At 40.2% G+C, this 17223-nt stretch carries 18 protein-coding genes; 3 read left to right on the forward strand and 15 right to left on the reverse strand.

Annotated features, from left to right (window positions below; all coding sequences use genetic code 11):
* Positions 1-55: 55 nt before the first annotated feature.
* The 7 genes from MHI33_RS10495 to MHI33_RS10525 all read right to left on the reverse strand — a co-directional run bounded on the left by MHI33_RS10495 (position 56) and on the right by MHI33_RS10525 (position 6021).
* A complete protein-coding gene (locus MHI33_RS10495; RefSeq protein WP_340911037.1) occupies positions 56-952 on the reverse strand; it encodes a hypothetical protein in 897 nt (298 codons plus the stop codon).
* A gap of 42 nt (positions 953-994) precedes the next feature.
* A complete protein-coding gene (locus MHI33_RS10500) occupies positions 995-1624 on the reverse strand; it encodes a hypothetical protein (protein WP_340911040.1) in 630 nt (209 codons plus the stop codon).
* Positions 1625-1839: 215 nt separating this feature from the next.
* On the reverse strand, positions 1840-2139 hold the full coding sequence (locus MHI33_RS10505) for a contact-dependent growth inhibition system immunity protein (RefSeq protein ID WP_340913822.1): 300 nt from the start codon (positions 2137-2139) through the stop codon (positions 1840-1842).
* Between the two features lie 164 nt (positions 2140-2303).
* Positions 2304-2759 carry a hypothetical protein gene (locus MHI33_RS10510; RefSeq protein WP_340911043.1) on the reverse strand — a complete coding sequence of 152 codons (456 nt, stop codon included), beginning with the start codon at positions 2757-2759 and terminating at the stop codon, positions 2304-2306.
* Between the two features lie 15 nt (positions 2760-2774).
* Positions 2775-4394 carry a T7SS effector LXG polymorphic toxin gene (locus tag MHI33_RS10515; protein WP_445661789.1) on the reverse strand — a complete coding sequence of 540 codons (1620 nt, stop codon included), beginning with the start codon at positions 4392-4394 and terminating at the stop codon, positions 2775-2777.
* A 454-nt stretch (positions 4395-4848) separates the two neighbouring features.
* Positions 4849-5322, reverse strand: a complete 474-nt coding sequence (locus MHI33_RS10520) for a GNAT family N-acetyltransferase (protein ID WP_044141350.1) — start codon at positions 5320-5322, stop codon at positions 4849-4851.
* A 279-nt stretch (positions 5323-5601) separates the two neighbouring features.
* Positions 5602-6021, reverse strand: a complete 420-nt coding sequence (locus MHI33_RS10525; protein WP_255290864.1) for a MarR family winged helix-turn-helix transcriptional regulator — start codon at positions 6019-6021, stop codon at positions 5602-5604.
* Between the two features lie 169 nt (positions 6022-6190).
* Between MHI33_RS10525 and MHI33_RS10530 the strand changes: the two genes are divergently transcribed.
* Entirely contained in the window at positions 6191-7708 is a 1518-nt protein-coding gene (locus MHI33_RS10530) for an MDR family MFS transporter (protein WP_340911048.1), read from the forward strand.
* A 39-nt stretch (positions 7709-7747) separates the two neighbouring features.
* Here the strand turns inward: MHI33_RS10530 and MHI33_RS10535 are convergent, their stop codons facing one another.
* From MHI33_RS10535 to MHI33_RS10555, 5 genes are all read right to left on the reverse strand, one after another.
* Positions 7748-8617 carry a class II fructose-bisphosphate aldolase gene (locus MHI33_RS10535; RefSeq protein WP_044141348.1) on the reverse strand — a complete coding sequence of 290 codons (870 nt, stop codon included), beginning with the start codon at positions 8615-8617 and terminating at the stop codon, positions 7748-7750.
* 2 nt (positions 8618-8619) lie between these two features.
* Positions 8620-9078: a PTS sugar transporter subunit IIA gene (locus MHI33_RS10540; protein WP_044141347.1), complete on the reverse strand. Its 459-nt coding sequence runs from the start codon at positions 9076-9078 to the stop codon at positions 8620-8622.
* A 15-nt stretch (positions 9079-9093) separates the two neighbouring features.
* On the reverse strand, positions 9094-10512 hold the full coding sequence (locus MHI33_RS10545; RefSeq protein WP_340911051.1) for a PTS fructose transporter subunit IIC: 1419 nt from the start codon (positions 10510-10512) through the stop codon (positions 9094-9096).
* A gap of 12 nt (positions 10513-10524) precedes the next feature.
* A complete protein-coding gene (gene pfkB / locus MHI33_RS10550; protein ID WP_044141346.1) occupies positions 10525-11439 on the reverse strand; it encodes a 1-phosphofructokinase in 915 nt (304 codons plus the stop codon).
* Between the two features lie 130 nt (positions 11440-11569).
* Positions 11570-12346: a MurR/RpiR family transcriptional regulator gene (locus MHI33_RS10555; protein ID WP_003211946.1), complete on the reverse strand. Its 777-nt coding sequence runs from the start codon at positions 12344-12346 to the stop codon at positions 11570-11572.
* A gap of 159 nt (positions 12347-12505) precedes the next feature.
* Here MHI33_RS10555 and MHI33_RS10560 point away from each other — a divergent pair, with 159 nt between their 5' ends.
* A complete protein-coding gene (locus MHI33_RS10560) occupies positions 12506-13912 on the forward strand; it encodes a phospholipase D-like domain-containing protein (RefSeq protein ID WP_340911056.1) in 1407 nt (468 codons plus the stop codon).
* Positions 13913-13922: 10 nt separating this feature from the next.
* Here MHI33_RS10560 and MHI33_RS10565 read toward each other — a convergent pair whose 3' ends face one another.
* The 3 genes from MHI33_RS10565 to MHI33_RS10575 are packed head-to-tail and all read right to left on the reverse strand — an operon-like array spanning position 13923 to position 15549.
* Positions 13923-14408, reverse strand: a complete 486-nt coding sequence (locus tag MHI33_RS10565; protein WP_044141344.1) for a DMT family transporter — start codon at positions 14406-14408, stop codon at positions 13923-13925.
* Positions 14409-14429: 21 nt separating this feature from the next.
* Positions 14430-15110 (reverse strand): Crp/Fnr family transcriptional regulator, encoded by a 681-nt coding sequence (locus tag MHI33_RS10570; protein WP_283923751.1) that lies wholly within the window; start codon positions 15108-15110, stop codon positions 14430-14432.
* Positions 15111-15123: 13 nt separating this feature from the next.
* Positions 15124-15549, reverse strand: coding sequence for a DMT family transporter (locus MHI33_RS10575; RefSeq protein WP_012010174.1), 426 nt, complete (start codon positions 15547-15549; stop codon positions 15124-15126).
* A 211-nt stretch (positions 15550-15760) separates the two neighbouring features.
* On the opposite strand from MHI33_RS10575, the gene MHI33_RS10580 reads away from it, so the two are divergent.
* Positions 15761-17188: an aldehyde dehydrogenase family protein gene (locus tag MHI33_RS10580; protein ID WP_283923752.1), complete on the forward strand. Its 1428-nt coding sequence runs from the start codon at positions 15761-15763 to the stop codon at positions 17186-17188.
* The last annotated feature ends 35 nt before the right edge of the window (positions 17189-17223 follow it).

Raw genomic sequence — 17223 nt, forward strand, 5'->3', positions numbered from 1 at the left:
AACGTGCGTGATTTTTGCGTTTTTTAATTCTCTTTTTGCATCTGTTCACCCCCTTTCAAGAATATCTCTGATCGTTTTTAAAGAAAGGTATTATATATACAATGAACTTCTTGAGTAATTTAAAAATGTATTTTAACACTTTCCAGATTAATACTACGGGGAAACAAGAGGTCCTGATTATTTTGCTTTGAAAGGAAAAATAGTTTTCCCTTATAATGTCCCCAGTAGTCTTTTTCTGCTTTGTATCTTCTGCAGCTGTAGTATAAACACTTAAGAATAAATACAAGAAAGTTGACCCTAAGAAAATTGCTAATAAAATCCTAAACAATATGCCATTAAACGAGGCTGTACCAATTGAATAAATTATAAAGGTAATCATAAGAACATAGGATATAAATATAACTCCATAAAAAGTATTCTCCAAAAAGAATCCGACTCTTAATATGAACCTTAATATATAATTCATATCGGCTGTTTGTTTATACCAATTGTAGTCTTTATAAATCACCTCAAACAATTTCCAATAATCTTTATCGACAACCTCTTTCAATTGATTAATATTCAATAGCAGCTCTTGATATAAAGATTCATTATTGTCTATAAAAAGTTCTTTAAAAGCGAATTCAGCCTTTAAAAAGTTATCAATAAGCTTTCGATTTCCTAGCCTAGAAATATTAATTTTATTGTAATTATAAGCAGCAAAAAATTCCTTAAGAAGTTCAATTTTGTGTTCCTTATCTACAACTGGTTCAATCTCTTTCAACTTAAAATACATAGGCTCAATTAATGTTTCCATAGTTTCCTGAGCATTTTTATAAAACCTATCTAAATCTTTGTGTTTAATGTTGTAAAAATAAGCAATAGTGGCTGATAAAACAGCAGTAATTAAAGATAATCCAGCTGCTATTACTGCTATATTTTCTTTAACTAACTCCCACAATTCTGAGTTCATCAAATAACCCCATTCTTTAAATAATGAGGATATTATACTATTTCATTCCATGTTTTGTAAGGTATTTCTTCTAATCTCTTCTTTTTCCTCAGCTGATAACCCAAGAATAACAGGTTCAACCACAGGACCAACCGCACAATGACAATTTACTCGCTCTTTTGGCGTGAGCTGTGTATCTCTCGGAAACATACACCGCTCTCCGCTGCATGGTATCTCAAATTCATCATCGAGAGGAATAATTGTGCCATACAGCTGCACATGACTATCCCTCGACTGATTCTTTTTCCCTCCGCTGTGCTTCCACTTCTTCCCCGTTCCAGCTGTTACACGTGCACGCTTCCGGCTGAATTCAGGAAAGTCCTTCAGCTCCAGTTCAATCTCCTGGATAGAACGGCCTTCTTTTATACCTTTTTTCAGCGTTTGCTCAATGGCTGTATGAGTATTCAGCTGCATCAGCTGCGCCAACTCCTGTGACCATGATTCAATCCACTCAGCAGTTCTTTCCGATAAAACCTTGAATGGAATATCTGCATCGATGGAATTCATGATTTTCTCGGCCAGCTGGGTGACGGTGAGTGTTAGAAAGACAGCCGTTTCTTTTCCGAATAGCTCTGCAAACTCATCTGAAGTGAATAAATCATTATTAAAAAACGCTAGAATTGATTCTAACATCTCCGAATCATACTTGGATATAAAACCATTCAGAGCATTTAAAGCGGTGGTTTTTCATACTCTTCCACCAAGAGGGAACATCCTTCAGTACAGGAAAATCAGCCACCGCCGCTTTGAGTTCATCGACTTCATCCGATTCCCCTTTTTGCAAAAATACTATGAAGCAAAATAAACACAAAAACCTTGAAAGGCATTAGTCAATCAAGGTTTTTGTGTTACTTTATTTTCACTGCTTCTTTCATTTCCTCTATTATTTTATTAAACCACTGTATAGGTTTTAATGAGATCGCCGGAAAGTATATTTCTGCATTATTTTCGATAAAGCTTTCTTTTTCTTGAAATGTTAAAGTACTATTCAAAAAATCCTGACAATCCTTTATCGTAGAGAGCAGACATACTTTAGTAGCTTCATGAATAAACTCCTGTAACGCTTCTTCAGGTGAATCGATACCCTGATGAAATGTCACACCTGAAAAATCTTCTAACTCCTCTAAATAACTGTGGCTCTCATTTATTGAATCACCTCTACAATGTATTATAATTAAAATCATCAATTATATTAGACAAGTGAAACCTTGATTCCATTAAAATCAAAGTAGTGGTGATGGTTATTCAAATCATTGTTAAATGCGGGTTTTCAGATTGTGGCTGCTACTTAATCAATTAACCTGGATTATAATTAAATCGCGCAGTTTCCAATATGCAGTTCAAAATGTTTTTCTTCTGAAAATATCTGAGCGATTTTACCAGTTGCTTTATCTGCTACAATGATGTTGTGATTCTCTGAGGATAGCCAAATCTCTTCAATTGCCTTATCGAAATCTAGAGCTTTTACATTTGCCCAAACAGGAAAAGGGTCATTTACAACTAAAATAAACCATTCTCTTTTCTCTTTCAGAAAATCTAGTGAATTTTTTAACCAAGCCATAACAGATACATTGTCTGTAATTGTTAAAATATCAGACGGTGTAGAGTCTATTTGACGAAATTGTTTTAATACTGCTTCACATAATTTTAGCCATTGAGAAGCATCACTTTCAAAATCAATTACCTCAATATAAGCTAATTGTTGTATTTTCTTTTTAGCATTCATAAAAGCTATTTTCTTTTGTATTTTTTCATTTTGATATACCATATTTTTCATTCCTCATTATTCATTGTAATAGATATGGTGATCACCATTTGGTCCATAAATATTTGAATACCTTTCTTTTTTAAAATCATAATTAAATGGGTCGGCACCCTCTTTCGGTTTCCCTGCGTGAGTGTGTAATTTTCCGTCATTAGTATGTTGTACTATAACTCTTTTTCCTTTTGGGGTATCAAATTCATAGTACCGCCCATGATGAGTTTGGTTAGAACTGTACTCATAATTACGATGTTCTTGTCCCTTCTTAAAAACATTATCTCCTACTTGCCATTGACGAGTAGGCTGTTGTGATCTAGGTATTCCCCCTAAATCCTTAGCGTGCCGCAAAGCCCTTTTTCGATTAAGTCCTTCTTGACTTTGAGCGTTTAACCCCATCTTCCCTTGAAACCCTTTCGCCCCAAACGGCAAAAGCATTCCAAGTGCCGCATTCATACTCGCTTCCTGCTGTTCTTTCGAGATCTTATTCCCAAACATGTCTCGGCCTGAAATCGCTTCGCTGAAGCCGTTGGTGGCGGTAAGGCCATATAAGCCTTTTTGAGATGTTTTTAAGGCGTCAAAGGATTTTTGCGATGTCTTGTAAATGTCGACTGCTCTCACTGCGGCTGATGTGGCTTGGGTGGTTTTGTAGACGGCTTTTCCACCTTTGAAAATGCGTCCTGCCCATCCGACAATTGGGATATAACCCGCTGCTGCCATGCCGCCTGCCGCGACTCGCTGGCCTGCGGTGAGTTCCTCACCCGTGATTGGATCAACACCTGTTGCGGCACGTTTTGCATCGTTCACACCAGTCAGTTCATTGACGATATTTCCACCGTAATCGAGCGCTTTTTCATACCAAGGACGGTTGGCGAGGGCTTCTTGTTCCTTCGCAATCTTTCGGGCTTCTTCTTGTTCTTTTTTGATTTTCAGATATTCAGAAGTTTGCTTTTCAATATCGCTTTTTGCCTTGTAGATTTCGCTATTTTGATACGCTTTCTTGTCAAAATTCATAGGCGAAATCGCTTTTCCGTCATTTGTCGCATTCATCATTTCAGCGTACAATGCCATTGTAGCTTGCTGCTCCGTCTCTGACAAAGCATATTCATCTTTTAAATTTTGATCAAGCTCTCTCAGTTCTTTGACCGTCTTTTTTCGTTCATCTTCCGCTTCTTCTATTTTTTCGTCAAAGTTTTGGCTATCAAATACCTCTAGGGAAATGAGGTCATCAATGTCTTGAAAAATCGTTTTGAGTGCCTTTTTTTGATCCTTTACAATGCTTTTGGCGTTTTTGATGCCCATATGTACTGCGTTGTCTAAAAAGTGTTCTTCTACAAAGGTATCGCCGCCAAAGCTCGTATCATCAAGTGTCCCAGAAACACCTTCATGAAAGGCTTTTTGCTTATCAATGAAATTGATAAACATGTCAACATTACCCGCTAGTTCTTTATAAAAGCTTTTTATGTTATCGGCACCTTTCCCAGTAAAATCATCACCGAGGTTGGCAACACCTTGTAATGCCTTTTTTAAATCTACCATTTGTTCACGGAGTTCCTGATAGTGTTTTGCCCTTGTGTCCATTGCACTTGTTAGTACTTTTGCATCAAGTATCTTGCCCAGCAGAATTCTCTCCTTCCTATTCATTGACAAGGTCAATTTTACCAACACAAAATTTGTCATTAAATAGGAATAAAGATACAAAAACAGCTTCTATTTGATCAGAGAAAGGTGCGTTTCTTTTTTTAAAAAAACGGACACCAATCAAGGCATTTAAAATACTCAATGATCAGCGTCCGCAGGTTCTTCTTTCTGGAAAAAATATTCGGTTCGTTTTTCTTGTCTATTATACGATGATCCACATAAAAAAGAAGTTCTTATTCAGGATGTATTTATTTACGCAGTAATGGCTGAGTCGTGCAACGGAAAGCGCCACCTAAGCTTCTTGTTATTTTAAAATCAACATATTCCAACTAAAAATTATCAAGACCTAAATTGAAAAAAGTTAAATAAATTAGAAGATATAACATATTTTATATGACTAATATGTTATACCCTTTCTTCTTAAACTAACGCACCTGTTAGCATAACAAGAAAATGATTATTTTATTTTTTTTAGCATCTTAAAATTAGCCAACGTAACCCCCTTTTTTTCCACAGTTTGTGAACAAACAATTTTGTAACCTAGATGTTCAAAAAATGGCTTAGCTGTAATACTTGCTTCGGTATCAATTTCTAGAAGATTTAGTTTCTTTGCCTCAGATTCGAGCATATCAACTAAAGCTGTGGCTATACCTTGTCCTTGATAATCTTTATGAACGAATAGTCTATCTAAGTACCCGGTATGCGTTAAATCGCTAAAACCAACAACTTGATCATTCACTTTAGCAACAAATGTTATATTTTGACCCAATGATTCCTTCCAAGAATTAATTTTAGATTCTTTTTCATCTCTTGGTGCCCAAGCATCCAATTGTACTTGGGAATAATCTTTTGAATTTACGGAATGAACTGTTTCATAAAACAATGAAATAATCTCTTTTGTATCAGTTTCCTTAAACTTTATAATCTCCACTTTCTGTTATACCTCCCCTTATTAGGATAAGCATCCTATATTGTCATAACACATCTATCCTAAAAGATATTAACGCTCGGTCTAAAGACCTCACTACGCCTCCTGCTGTGGGCTACGTCCTCCCCAAATACAAACTTTTGTTCCAATGTGTTGTATACATATTATACAATCTTTCAACATCTAATGAACGAATATCATATGCATAAGAAAAGAGGATATATGCTCATATATTGAACATAGTATCCTCTTATTAGTTTAGTAACGCATCAGTGTGTTTTCTTACGATTTAGACTTAAGCAATTGCAGTTCTTGCTCCATTATTTCAGCTGCTTCTGAAATGAATTGGATGATTAAATCTAATTCTTCTCGTTTGTATTCGTTTGTGAGCTGCTTTGTTGATGCCGATAAGGATTGGAAGAGTTCTTTTACTTGTGATTTCCCTGCCGTTAATGGAACGATGATGACTCTTCGTTTGTCCTTTGGGTCCTTTTCTCTTTTGACGTAGCCTGCTTTTTCAAGGCGGTCAATCAGAGCTGTGACTGCACCTGAGCTAAGACCTGTTTTTTCACTTAATTCTCCTGCTGTGAGCGGCCCGAGTTCGTTTAATAAATCGGCTGATTTGAGGTCTGTTGGGAAAAGACCAAGCGATTGTGCGGCCGCTTGGTGGAATAAAACCGTTCGTGTGGCGAGGCGCCTCATTGTATGGATGATCAGGTCTGCTCTGTCTTCTGCGTCGTTCTTTATTGACAACTTGTTCTCCTCCCTTTAAAATCAATTTATCTTGATCATCAAGATAAATGTTCTCTTCCTTTATATTTAAGTTGATTCTAGCAAAAATAAGGAGAGAACGTAAGCAGGAGGTAAATGAATGAATCATGTGGATAAAGGCAAGGCATCCACTCGCTTAGTTGTCATCGGTTTGCTGTTAGGAATTTTTATGGCGGCGATGGACAATACCATTGTTGCAACAGCAATGGGAAGCATCGTAGCAGATTTGGGCAGTTTTGATAAATTTGCTTGGGTGACGGCTTCTTATATGGTGGCAGTAATGGCTGGAATGCCGATTTACGGAAAGCTTTCTGATATGTATGGTCGAAAGCGTTTTTTTCTGTTTGGACTTATTTTCTTTTTAATTGGATCTGCGCTGTGCGGTATCGCACAAACGATGGATCAGCTCATTATTTACCGAGCCATTCAAGGGCTTGGAGGCGGTGCCCTTCTTCCAATCGCGTTTACGATCATCTTTGATATCTTCCCACCTGAAAAACGCGGAAAAATGTCCGGTATGTTTGGTGCAGTGTTTGGTTTATCGAGTGTACTAGGACCACTATTAGGAGCTATTATCACAGATTCAATCGGCTGGCATTGGGTTTTCTATATTAACGTGCCAATTGGTATTGTTAGTGTGGTCTTGATTGCCAGATACTACCGGGAATCGCTAGAACATCGCAAGCAGAAAATTGACTGGTCAGGTGCTATCACACTTGTCGTGGCGGTTGTGAGCTTGATGTTCGCTCTTGAGCTTGGTAAATCTTATGCGTGGGATTCAGTGCAAATCCTCACACTTTTTGCCGTGTTTCTTGTGTTTAGTACCATCTTCTTTATTGTTGAGCGTAAAGCGGAGGAACCGATTATTTCATTTTGGATGTTTAAAAATCGTTTATTTGCGACATCTCAAATTTTGGCGTTTTTATATGGTGCAACATTTATTATTCTTGCCGTCTTCATTCCTATTTTCGTTCAAGCGGTGTACGGTGAATCTGCCACTAGTGCAGGATTCATTTTAACACCGATGATGATTGGGTCTGTCATTGGCAGTATGATTGGCGGAACGATGCAGACGAAAGTGCCTTTTAGACGTCTTATGGCGATCTCTGTTATTTCATTTTTCGCGGGAATGCTGCTCCTTGCCAATATGTCACCAGATACAGCTAGACTGTGGCTCACAATCTTTATGATGATATCAGGATTTGGTGTCGGCTTCAGTTTCTCCCTTCTGCCGTCAGCTTCAATGAATGATCTGTCTCCTCGTTACCGAGGCAGTGCAAACTCGACCAATTCATTTATGAGATCGCTTGGGATGACACTTGGTGTCACGATTTTTGGGACGATTCAAACCAATGTCCTATCGAATCGCTTAGCAGATGCCTTTAGCGGAATGAAAGGCGCCCCTTCTCAAATTGGCGATCCACAAGCCATTTTTCAAGAAGGTGCTCGCTCACAAATTCCGCCTGATATTTTAAATAAAGTCATCGATGCGATGTCACAAAGTATTACGTACGTATTTTTGATTGCATTGTTTCCTATTGCCCTTGCAGCGATTACGGTCCTGTTTATGGGAAATGCACGGGTACACACATCAAATGAAATGAAAGAAAACGAATAATGTGAAAAAGCAGAGCTTAAGCGGCTCTGCTTTTTTGTTTCACTGATATAGAGGAAGGGCTTTGCCCTCACTGCCAACGATCCGTATTTTCGATGTGACCATATCTTTTGCTGCTTGTTTTGCTTTTTGTAAATACATACGTGGATCTAAGCTTTCCGGTTCGTTTGAAAAATGATCGCGGATGGCTTCAGAGTACGCATTTTTTAATTCAGTTGAGACATTGACCTTTGCCATACCAAGTGCCACACATCGTCTGACGTCTTCATCCGGTACAGCGGAACCGCCGTGCAGCACAAGGGGAACATTGACCAGTGATGCAATTTGTTCAATGCGGTCAAAGTCAATATCCGGAACCCCTTTATAAATGCCATGTGCGGTACCAATTGCAGGCGCTAAAGTTGGTACCCCAGTTTCTTCTACAAATTGACGGCATTCTGATGGAATGGCTTTTTCAGCATCCTTTTCATCGACGACGATATCGTCCTCTACGCCGCCTACCTTGCCTAATTCTGCTTCAACGTTCACCCCTATTTTTAATGCGAGGTCCACAACTTCTTTTGTGCGGCGAACATTTTCTTCATATGAATGCATCGATGCATCGATCATGACGGATGTATATCCCGCGCGAATACAGGTGAGAATCACATCAAAGTCCGTACAGTGATCGAGGTGCAGACCGATTGGGATTTGATATTGATCAGCCGCCGCTTTGACTGTATCTGCAATCGCTTTTGCTCCAAGAGATTGAACTGTTCCAACCGTTGTTTGCAAAATGACAGGTGATTTTAATTCTGCGGCCGTTTCGAGCACCCAATAAATACTGTCAAAGGAATGTACATTGAATGCAACTATTCCGTATTTTTCTTTTTTCGCAGTCTCAAGCATCGGTGTTGTTGATAGTAAAGGCATGATCAAACATCCTCTCTCGTTAAAATATCTGTTTCTAAAACAGTCAGCATGTCTTCATTTGTTCTTGTTTCAAGCAGCTTTTGTCGTTTCGCTTCATCCATTAATCCTCGTGAAAGGGCAGAAAGGGCCTTTAGATGAGTGGTCCCTGCTTCATTTTTGGGGATCAGTAAGGATAAGAAGAAAAAGCAAGGCTTCTCATCAAAAGCGTCCCATTCAATGCCTGTTTCAGTGCGGACGATCACGAGTGCTGGTTTCGTGATGGCGTCTGTTTGTGTATGCGGAATAGCAAATCCATCTTGAAATCCAGTTGTGCTCAGTGCTTCTCTTTCAGCTAAGCCTTTTTTAACATCTTCTGGTGATGTGCAAATACCTGCTTTGTAGGCAATGTCAGCAATGGCTGCGAAAACGCCAGCTTGTGACGACGCGGTTTCATGAAGATTCATATAAATATGTTCCATCATTTCTCTTCCTCCCTATTAAACTGCGGGTTTGTCTATTTTTTTACGATAAAGTCCGTATAGAATGGCACCTACAAGTGATCCGATCAGTATGGATAGTACCCACTGGAATGCACCTGTGACGACTGGAAGGACAAGGAACCCGCCATGTGGAGCTGGAACCTGTACGCCAAAGAGATACGTCAATATAGCAGAGATGGCGGAACCAAACATGATAATTGGCAGGACAACGATCGGGTTCTTTGCCGCAAATGGGATGGCCCCTTCTGTTATATGTGTCGCTCCTAGAATATAGTTGATTGCTCCTGCATTTCGTTCCTGCGGTGTGAAATGTTTTCGGAAAATCGTTGTGGCAATCGCAATGATAAGCGGTGGTGTGATACATGCTGCTGACACACCTGCCATGAAGTAAAGGTTACCTTCTGCAAGTAAAGCCGTTCCTGTGACATAGGCTGCTTTGTTAAAAGGTCCTCCCATGTCAAATCCACACATCGCTCCAACAATTAAACCTAAGAGCAGCGGATTCGTGGATTGAACAGCTGAGAGAAAATCCATTAATGAATTATTTAGCCCCGTGATTGGAACTAATAGATGTGTCATCACAGCCCCAATTAAGAAAATACCGAAGACAGGATAGATGAAGATTGATTTTAATCCGTCAAGTGATGCAGGTAATTTTTGAAGCAGGAATTGAAGGAGTACGATGATATACCCTGCTGCGAAACCTGCGATAATACCACCTAAGAATCCAGCGCCTCCATCGTTTGCAAGCAGGCCGCCGATAAATCCGACAACCATCCCTGGGCGTCTGGCGATTGAATCAGCGATAAATGCTGCTAAAATAGGCACCATTAAGCTAAAGCCGAGTCCACCAATGCTTTTCAAATAGGCAGCAAACGGATGATACGTTTCATGCTGAGGATCAGCTGAGTAAATACCGAACAGAAAAGATAAAGCAATTAAGACCCCGCCTCCAACAACAAATGGAAGCATGTGTGATACACCGTTCATTAAATGTTTGTAGATGGTGTGTATCCACTTATTCGCCGACTTTTGTTGAGCTGGTGAAGAAGAAGCAGATGTTTTTTCTTTTCCAGTAGCTCTTCCTTTCACTTGATGAACGGGAGCTTCTCCATTGATAATGCCTTGGATCAGTTCATTTGGCGTGCGGATACCTTTCGCTACAGGCACTTCAATCAGTGGTTTGCCGTGAAAACGATCTGTATTTACATCTTTGTCAGCTGCGACAATGACCCCATCGGCCTCCAGAATGTCTTGATCGGTTAAAGCGTTTTCAATCCCTACTTGACCATGCGTTTCGACTTTGATGTCGACCCCTAGTTGCTCAGCAGCTATTTTTAATGCCTCAGCTGCCATAAATGTGTGTGCAATGCCTGTTGGACAGCCAGTTGCAGCGACAATTTTTTTGCGGCTCATGTCTATTCCCCCTTATATCTTGTCAATGTGTACTTGATCAATTAATGAATGAATATCATGTAAATCACTTAAGCCTTTAGAAAATGCAGTAGATGCGCCAGTTGCAATGCCGTAACGTAAGCACTCTTCAGATGAATGACCTTCAAGCTGTTTACTAAGAAAGGCTGCGAGCATCGCATCTCCAGAGCAAGCTGTATTTACTACAATGCCTGTCGGTGCGTTTCCTTTTAAGACGGCGTCTTTCGTAATGAACAAAGCCCCTTCTCCCCCGCGGGAAATAAGCACTTGCTCTGCACCCATCTCAATGAGCTTTTTTCCTGATTCAATGAGTTCTTTTTCTGACATAGGCTGTGTTTTGCCGAAAAAAGCAGCGATTTCTTCTTCATTCGGTTTTAATAAATACGGCTTGTATTGAAGCGTCTCAAGAACTGCTGCGGAGCTTGTGTCTAAAATAAACTTGACGTTGTTCTGATGACAAATAGCTGCTACTTCTGAAAAAATGCTGGCTGGTACGCCTTTTGGCAGGCTGCCTGACATGATCAGGATGTCCCCCTGCGGGATGGCCGCTATTTTTTCACGAAAGGCGTGAAGTGCTTTTTCTTCAATCGCAGGTCCTTGGTTCACGAGCTTGTATTCTTCTGTCGTATTAATAAAAACATTAATGCGTGTAATTCCTTCAACTGAGATAAAATCGGTTTGAATGGAAAGGTCCTTTAAGGATTGTTCAATATAAGAGCCTGAAAACCCAGCAATAAATCCTAATGCAGTGCTGGTGAATCCATATTTCTTTAGCATAATGGAGACATTGACTCCCTTGCCATTCGGCTGATAATCTTCATCTTCGGTGCGGTTGACTGCATTTGCCTTCATTTCTTTTAATGCAATATATAGGTCAATAGCAGGATTTAAGGTGCAGGTATAAATCAATTGGTTTCACCTTCTTTCTTTTCTCTAAAGAAAGTATCTCATACGCTGGAGTGAAAATGTTTTCAGATTGTGTAAAGGTTTTCATGACAAAAAGCCTTCTAGATCAAAGTCTCGAAGGCTTCTTTATTGATTATTTCATTCGAATCACGTAGGCATCTAGTAAAATGCGGGCAATGACATGAAGAGACAAACGCGATCTGACCTCATAATCTGGGAAGAAAGATTGTTCGCCTTTATATCCGACTAGAGTCATATCTGATATTTTGCTTAATGTAGAATCTATTCTCGTTGTGACGGTAATGGTCGTGACTTGCTTCATGCTAAGATTTTGACACGCTTCAACGAGCTCTGCTGTTTCGCCATTTAATGAAACAAAGATCGCAAGTTCGTTTTTACTGATGTCTCTCGATTTCAGCCGAATGATATTCGGATCGTCATGTACTTCGCATGTTTTTCCGATGAGCTGTAATTTAATGGTCATTTCTTTGGCAATCATTTCTGAGAAACCTCTACCGAAAATATAAATTTTGTCGGCATTATGTATTTTTTGAACGGCATCTTCAATTTGCCCAATACTTTGCAGCTGGATCGTCTTTAAAACCTCTTCTTCATTTTTCCGAATCGCTAGTTTAATGTCTTCATCAATGTTTTTAAGCTGATCGCTTGCATCAGTCATTTTCTTTTCTTGTTTCAATCGATATTTAAAGGATGTATAGCCGTTGTAGCCAATTTTTTTCATCAGTCTGACAATTGTGGCTGTCGACACATTGGCTCTTTCACTCAATGTGACGATGGATAAGGTGGAGATATCCTCTAAATGCTGGTGAATATAATGGAGTAAATAACGTTCTGTTTCACTTAGCGTTTGATACACTTCGCTTGGAATGTTAAATAGTGGTTCATTCAATTTGATTCCCCCTTACTCATTTCATACTATAATTAAATGCCCAATAAAAACAAGATGATTCTTTTGTCATGTATTTTGTTGGTAAGCCAAAATGACTGAAATTTCATTTTTGACATACACTAAGGAAAAGTTGTGTCTGTGTGAAAGGAGCTGATCATGATGCTTCATCTTTTGTTTTATTTCATCCTTCTTTATGTCGTCTATGTATTTTTGACCGCATTTGTCTTGTTTTATTTACCGGTTCGAAAAACATGCAAAGAACATTGCATTTATAAAGCCTCTTCTATCTCAGGAGGCGATCAGGGGACAAATCAAGTGATGCTTCTTGACGACGGGTTTGAATCTGGTCAGGTGAGGCTCCAAATGATTCGTGAGGCAAAGAAGATGATCCGCCTCAGTTACTACTCCATTCAAAAGGGAAAAACAGCCGAATGGATACTAGGTGCTTTAATTGAAGCAGCTGATCGAGGTGTGAAAGTGCAGCTGTTGTTAGATGGCATCTGCCACAGTTTGCGCGGGCCGCTGAAGCATTTGCGGTATGCGGTAGCAAATCATCCGAACATGTCGATTCGTTTTTATGAGCCCTTTCGTTTGTTTAAGCCATGGACGTGGCATAATCGGCTACACGATAAGCTGCTACTAGCAGATGGCCGAGTGGCTGTAATGGGCGGAAGAAATATCGGTGATAAATACTTTGCAGACCAGCCGCCCAAAGACTTTGCTTTTGACCGTGATGTGCTGCTATATAACGCGAAAAAGGGAAAAGTGTTAGATGAAATGGAGCAATATTTCGTTTATTTATGGAATCATGATTTTACGAAAAGAACAAAAGCTGTGTTTTCCAAGGCAAAAGCGAAAAAAGGGTTAAAGCTAAGAAAACAGCTGCTCAGATCCTATCAAGAAGCCATGCGCACGAAAGAACCTTTTGTGATGTCATCCTTTAACTGGGCAGCAGATACCATTTCTGTGAAACAGATTGCCTTTTTCACAAATCCTGTGGAACGCTTTAATAAGCGGCCGCTTGTGTTGAAAAAGCTGAACGATCTTGCGCACCGGGCAAAGCGTTCTGTGCTCATACAGACGCCATATGTCATCCCAACACGCCCAATGAAAGCCGGACTCACTCCCTTACCTAGTGAGATCCAGACGACAGTTGTTACGAATTCTCTTACAGCGACGCCAAATCCGTTGGCCTTTGCAGGGTATTTAAGCACAAAAAAGGAACTGATGAAAACAGGCGTTCACTTGTATGAATATGAAGGCCCGTATTCCATTCATGCGAAATCAATGGTGATTGATGATTACTTGAGTATTATTGGGACATATAACTTAGATGCGAGGTCTAGTTTTTTAAACACAGAGTCAATTTTGGTTATTGACAGTGCCCCGTTTGCGTTATCACTTACACAGGCAATTGAACGAAAAATCGCCTACAGTTATCTCGTAGCTAAAGATCGAACAGTCCTTCATGCGAGCGCTTATGGACAGAAAAAAAAGCCTTTGATGAAAAGGCTCCTTTTAAATGGATTATCCGCGATAACGGTTTTATGGCGGCGATTGATATAAAGTAGGGCAGCTACTCTTGTGGCAGCCCTTTTTCTTGCGATTGATCTGTTTCTGCCGACTCCAATTTGGTCAATTTAAACACCAAGATCCCAGCTACAATCACAATAACACCTAATAGTTTTGTCAAAGAGAATTCTACTTTTTCTAACCCAAGCCAGCCAAGCGAATCAAACAAAAGCGCGCAGCCCAGCTGTGACGTGAGGACAATCGAGATGCCATAAGTCGGTCCAAGACGTTTGATACTCTGAACAAGACAAATGACCACTCCTACCCCAATGGCCCCGCTGATCCAGTACCAGGCTTCCATATGTCTTAATCGAAACATGCCAGTCCCCTCTAGTAAGAGCCCCATCAGGAGAGAAGCAATAAAGCCCATTCCAAGAACGAGGGTTGTCGTTGACCAAGAGCCTGTCTGCTCATTGACCTTACTGTTAAAAATGGTTTGTAAGCTGACGAGTGCGCCAGCCGTGATGGCTAATACTATTCCTATGATCATATATAAATCCCTTCATTTCTTCTATTCATAAATGTTGTGCTCTGCTATTTCTAGGAGCCCTTTGCGGTCACAAATCGTAATCTTTCCTCTCTGCCTTTCTATCAATCCTTTTTCACTGAATTGCTGAATGACTCGGTTAATATGACGGTAGCTCGTACCGATTAAGCTTGCCGCATCAGTGAGACGAAGGGCGCTCGCGCTGTCGTCATCTGTGATAACAGACAATAGGTAGCTTGCAAGCCTGACCTCCACAGGATATAACAGGTGGAAACTCAAATCGTTTGATTTTGTATAAAATTTGTTTGTGATGCCTTTTAGCAGAAAGGTTAACACGTGTGGGTCATCCTTCGCATGGCGTATGAGCGCTTGATGAGAAACTCTTAACATATGTACTTCTGTGACAGCTTCGACTGTATTGACCATGTCAGTCTGCTGAACGTATTCAATATCTCCAATCGCTTCAAGGGGATGTTTAAAGCTAAGAATAAAGGTTTTCCCTTCTTTTGTTGTCGTGAAAATCTTTAATTTTCCTTTCACTAACAAGTACAGGTACTCCCTCTTATCCCCTTTTGAACAAACGAGCTCCCCTTGCTCATAGCGCCACAAACTTACGTGTGATATGAGCTTTTGATGAAAGACACTTTCTAATTGATGTGCTTTCATATATGAGGCAAAAAGAGATTCATCTTGAAGCTCCTCCATCTGACGCCCTCCTTTATAGTTTTAAAATGATCACACCTGTGACCATCAATAAAATTCCTGCGTAATGTGGCCATTTCATTTTCTTCTTCTGTACACCAAACCATCCTTTTGCATCAATTGCAAAGGTAAAAGCAAGCTGTGCAATGAGTAACGCTGCGATAGTGAGTGTCACACCGATGATTTGAATCGCGGTGACTTCATTAAAAATAATAATCGCTGCAAATGCGCCGCCTATTAAATAAAGTGGCTGCACCTTTCGATATTCCCTGAAGTGTCCGTCTCGTACGATGAGTAAAATGACGAGCGAGATGATAAAGCCGGTCAGCTGCGTGATGGTGGCTGCCTGCCATGTACCGATATCCTGGCTAATTCTTGCGTTGGCTACGCCTTGTAGTGTAATACAAGCGCCTCCTAATAAAGCGAAAATAACACCTTTCATTCGTTCAAAAGCTCCTTCTTTTTTCAGTCTAGTTTCATTAAATGATACATGCCTGCCGGTTGAAAAGGACATATGTCCCACTTTGCGTATTATATCAGAATCTTTTTCTTTTGCAGTTTGTTCGTTTTAGATTTTTCACAGTGGGTACAGTTTTATATCAGCTGAAAACAGAATATTGAATGAATCACATACAAAAAGGAGACATGTCAGAATGAGAAATCAAGAGAAACATTTTATTAACGGTGAATGGGTTGCATCAACAGGAAACGAAACGACGGAGGTCATCAACCCTGCGACAGAGGAAGTCATTGGCACCATTAGCTTAGGAACAAAAGAAGATTTAGATAAGGCAGTGAAAGCAGCTCGTGCCGCCTTCCCTTCTTTCTCAAAAACATCTCGAAATGAACGAGTGAAGATGCTGGAAAACATTGTGCGCGGCTACGAAAAACGCAAGGATGAACTTGTAGAAGTGATGACACAAGAGCTCGGTGCACCGCTAAAAGTATCAGAAGAAGTTCATTACAAAATGGGCTATGAACATTTTTCTAAAGCAGCGGAAGCACTTAAATCTTATACATTTACCGAGGACCGCGGCGGACATACCATTATAAAAGAAGCGATAGGTGTCAGTGGATTGATTACACCGTGGAACTTCCCGACGAATCAAACATCTCTTAAAATCGCAGGTGCTATTGCGGCAGGCTCACCAGTTGTCTTAAAGCCAGCGGAAATTACACCTTTTGCTGCGATGATTCTTGCAGAAATTATTGATGAAGCTGGTGTACCAAAAGGAGTCTTCAACTTAGTAAACGGAACGGGTGACGTGATTGGTGACGGCATTAGCTCACATCCTGATATTGACTTTGTTTCATTTACTGGATCAGGTGCTGTTGGCTCTAAAATTATGGAAAACGCAGCGGACAATGTGAAGAAAGTGGCTCTTGAGCTTGGCGGGAAATCCCCTCTTATCGTCTTAGATGATGCAGATGTGGATGTGGCTGCTGAAACTGCCATTCAGCATATTGCGATGAATACAGGGCAAGTGTGTTCTGCAGCTACGCGTGTGCTTGTTCCAGAATCAATGAAAGACAAGTTTGAAAAAGCGCTGCTGAATGCCCTGCCGAAGTTTACAGTTGGTGATCCAAGAGAAGATCATGCTACAGGCCCGCTTGTATCTAAAAAACAATGGGATACCGTGCAATCTTATATTGAAAAAGGAATCGAAGAAGGTGCTACCCTTCTTGCTGGGGGAACTGGAAAGCCAGACGGAATCGATAAAGGATATTTCGCCAAGCATACCATTTTCACCAATGTGAAAAATGACATGACCATTGCACAAGAAGAAATCTTTGGACCAGTCATGAGTGTCATCACGTATCAGAATCTCGATCATGCCCTTGAGATCGCCAATGATACAGTGTATGGTCTTGCCGGGTATGTTGTTGGAAAAGATGAAAAAACATTAAAATATGTCGCTGAACATATTCGCGCTGGCCAAATCACCATTAACAATGCCGAAACAGATTACTTTGCCCCATTTGGCGGTTTTAAGCAATCAGGTATCGGAAGAGAATGGGGAGACTTCGGCATCGAGGAATATTTAGAAGTGAAAGCTGTGATGGGACTTCCAACGGCATAAATTGAGAAGGGAGAAAAACTCTAGGGTTTTTCTCC

Origin of the sequence: Bacillus sp. FSL K6-2971, assembly GCF_038006405.1 — a bacterium.
Taxonomy (GTDB): Bacteria; Bacillota; Bacilli; order Bacillales; family Bacillaceae; genus Bacillus; species Bacillus pumilus.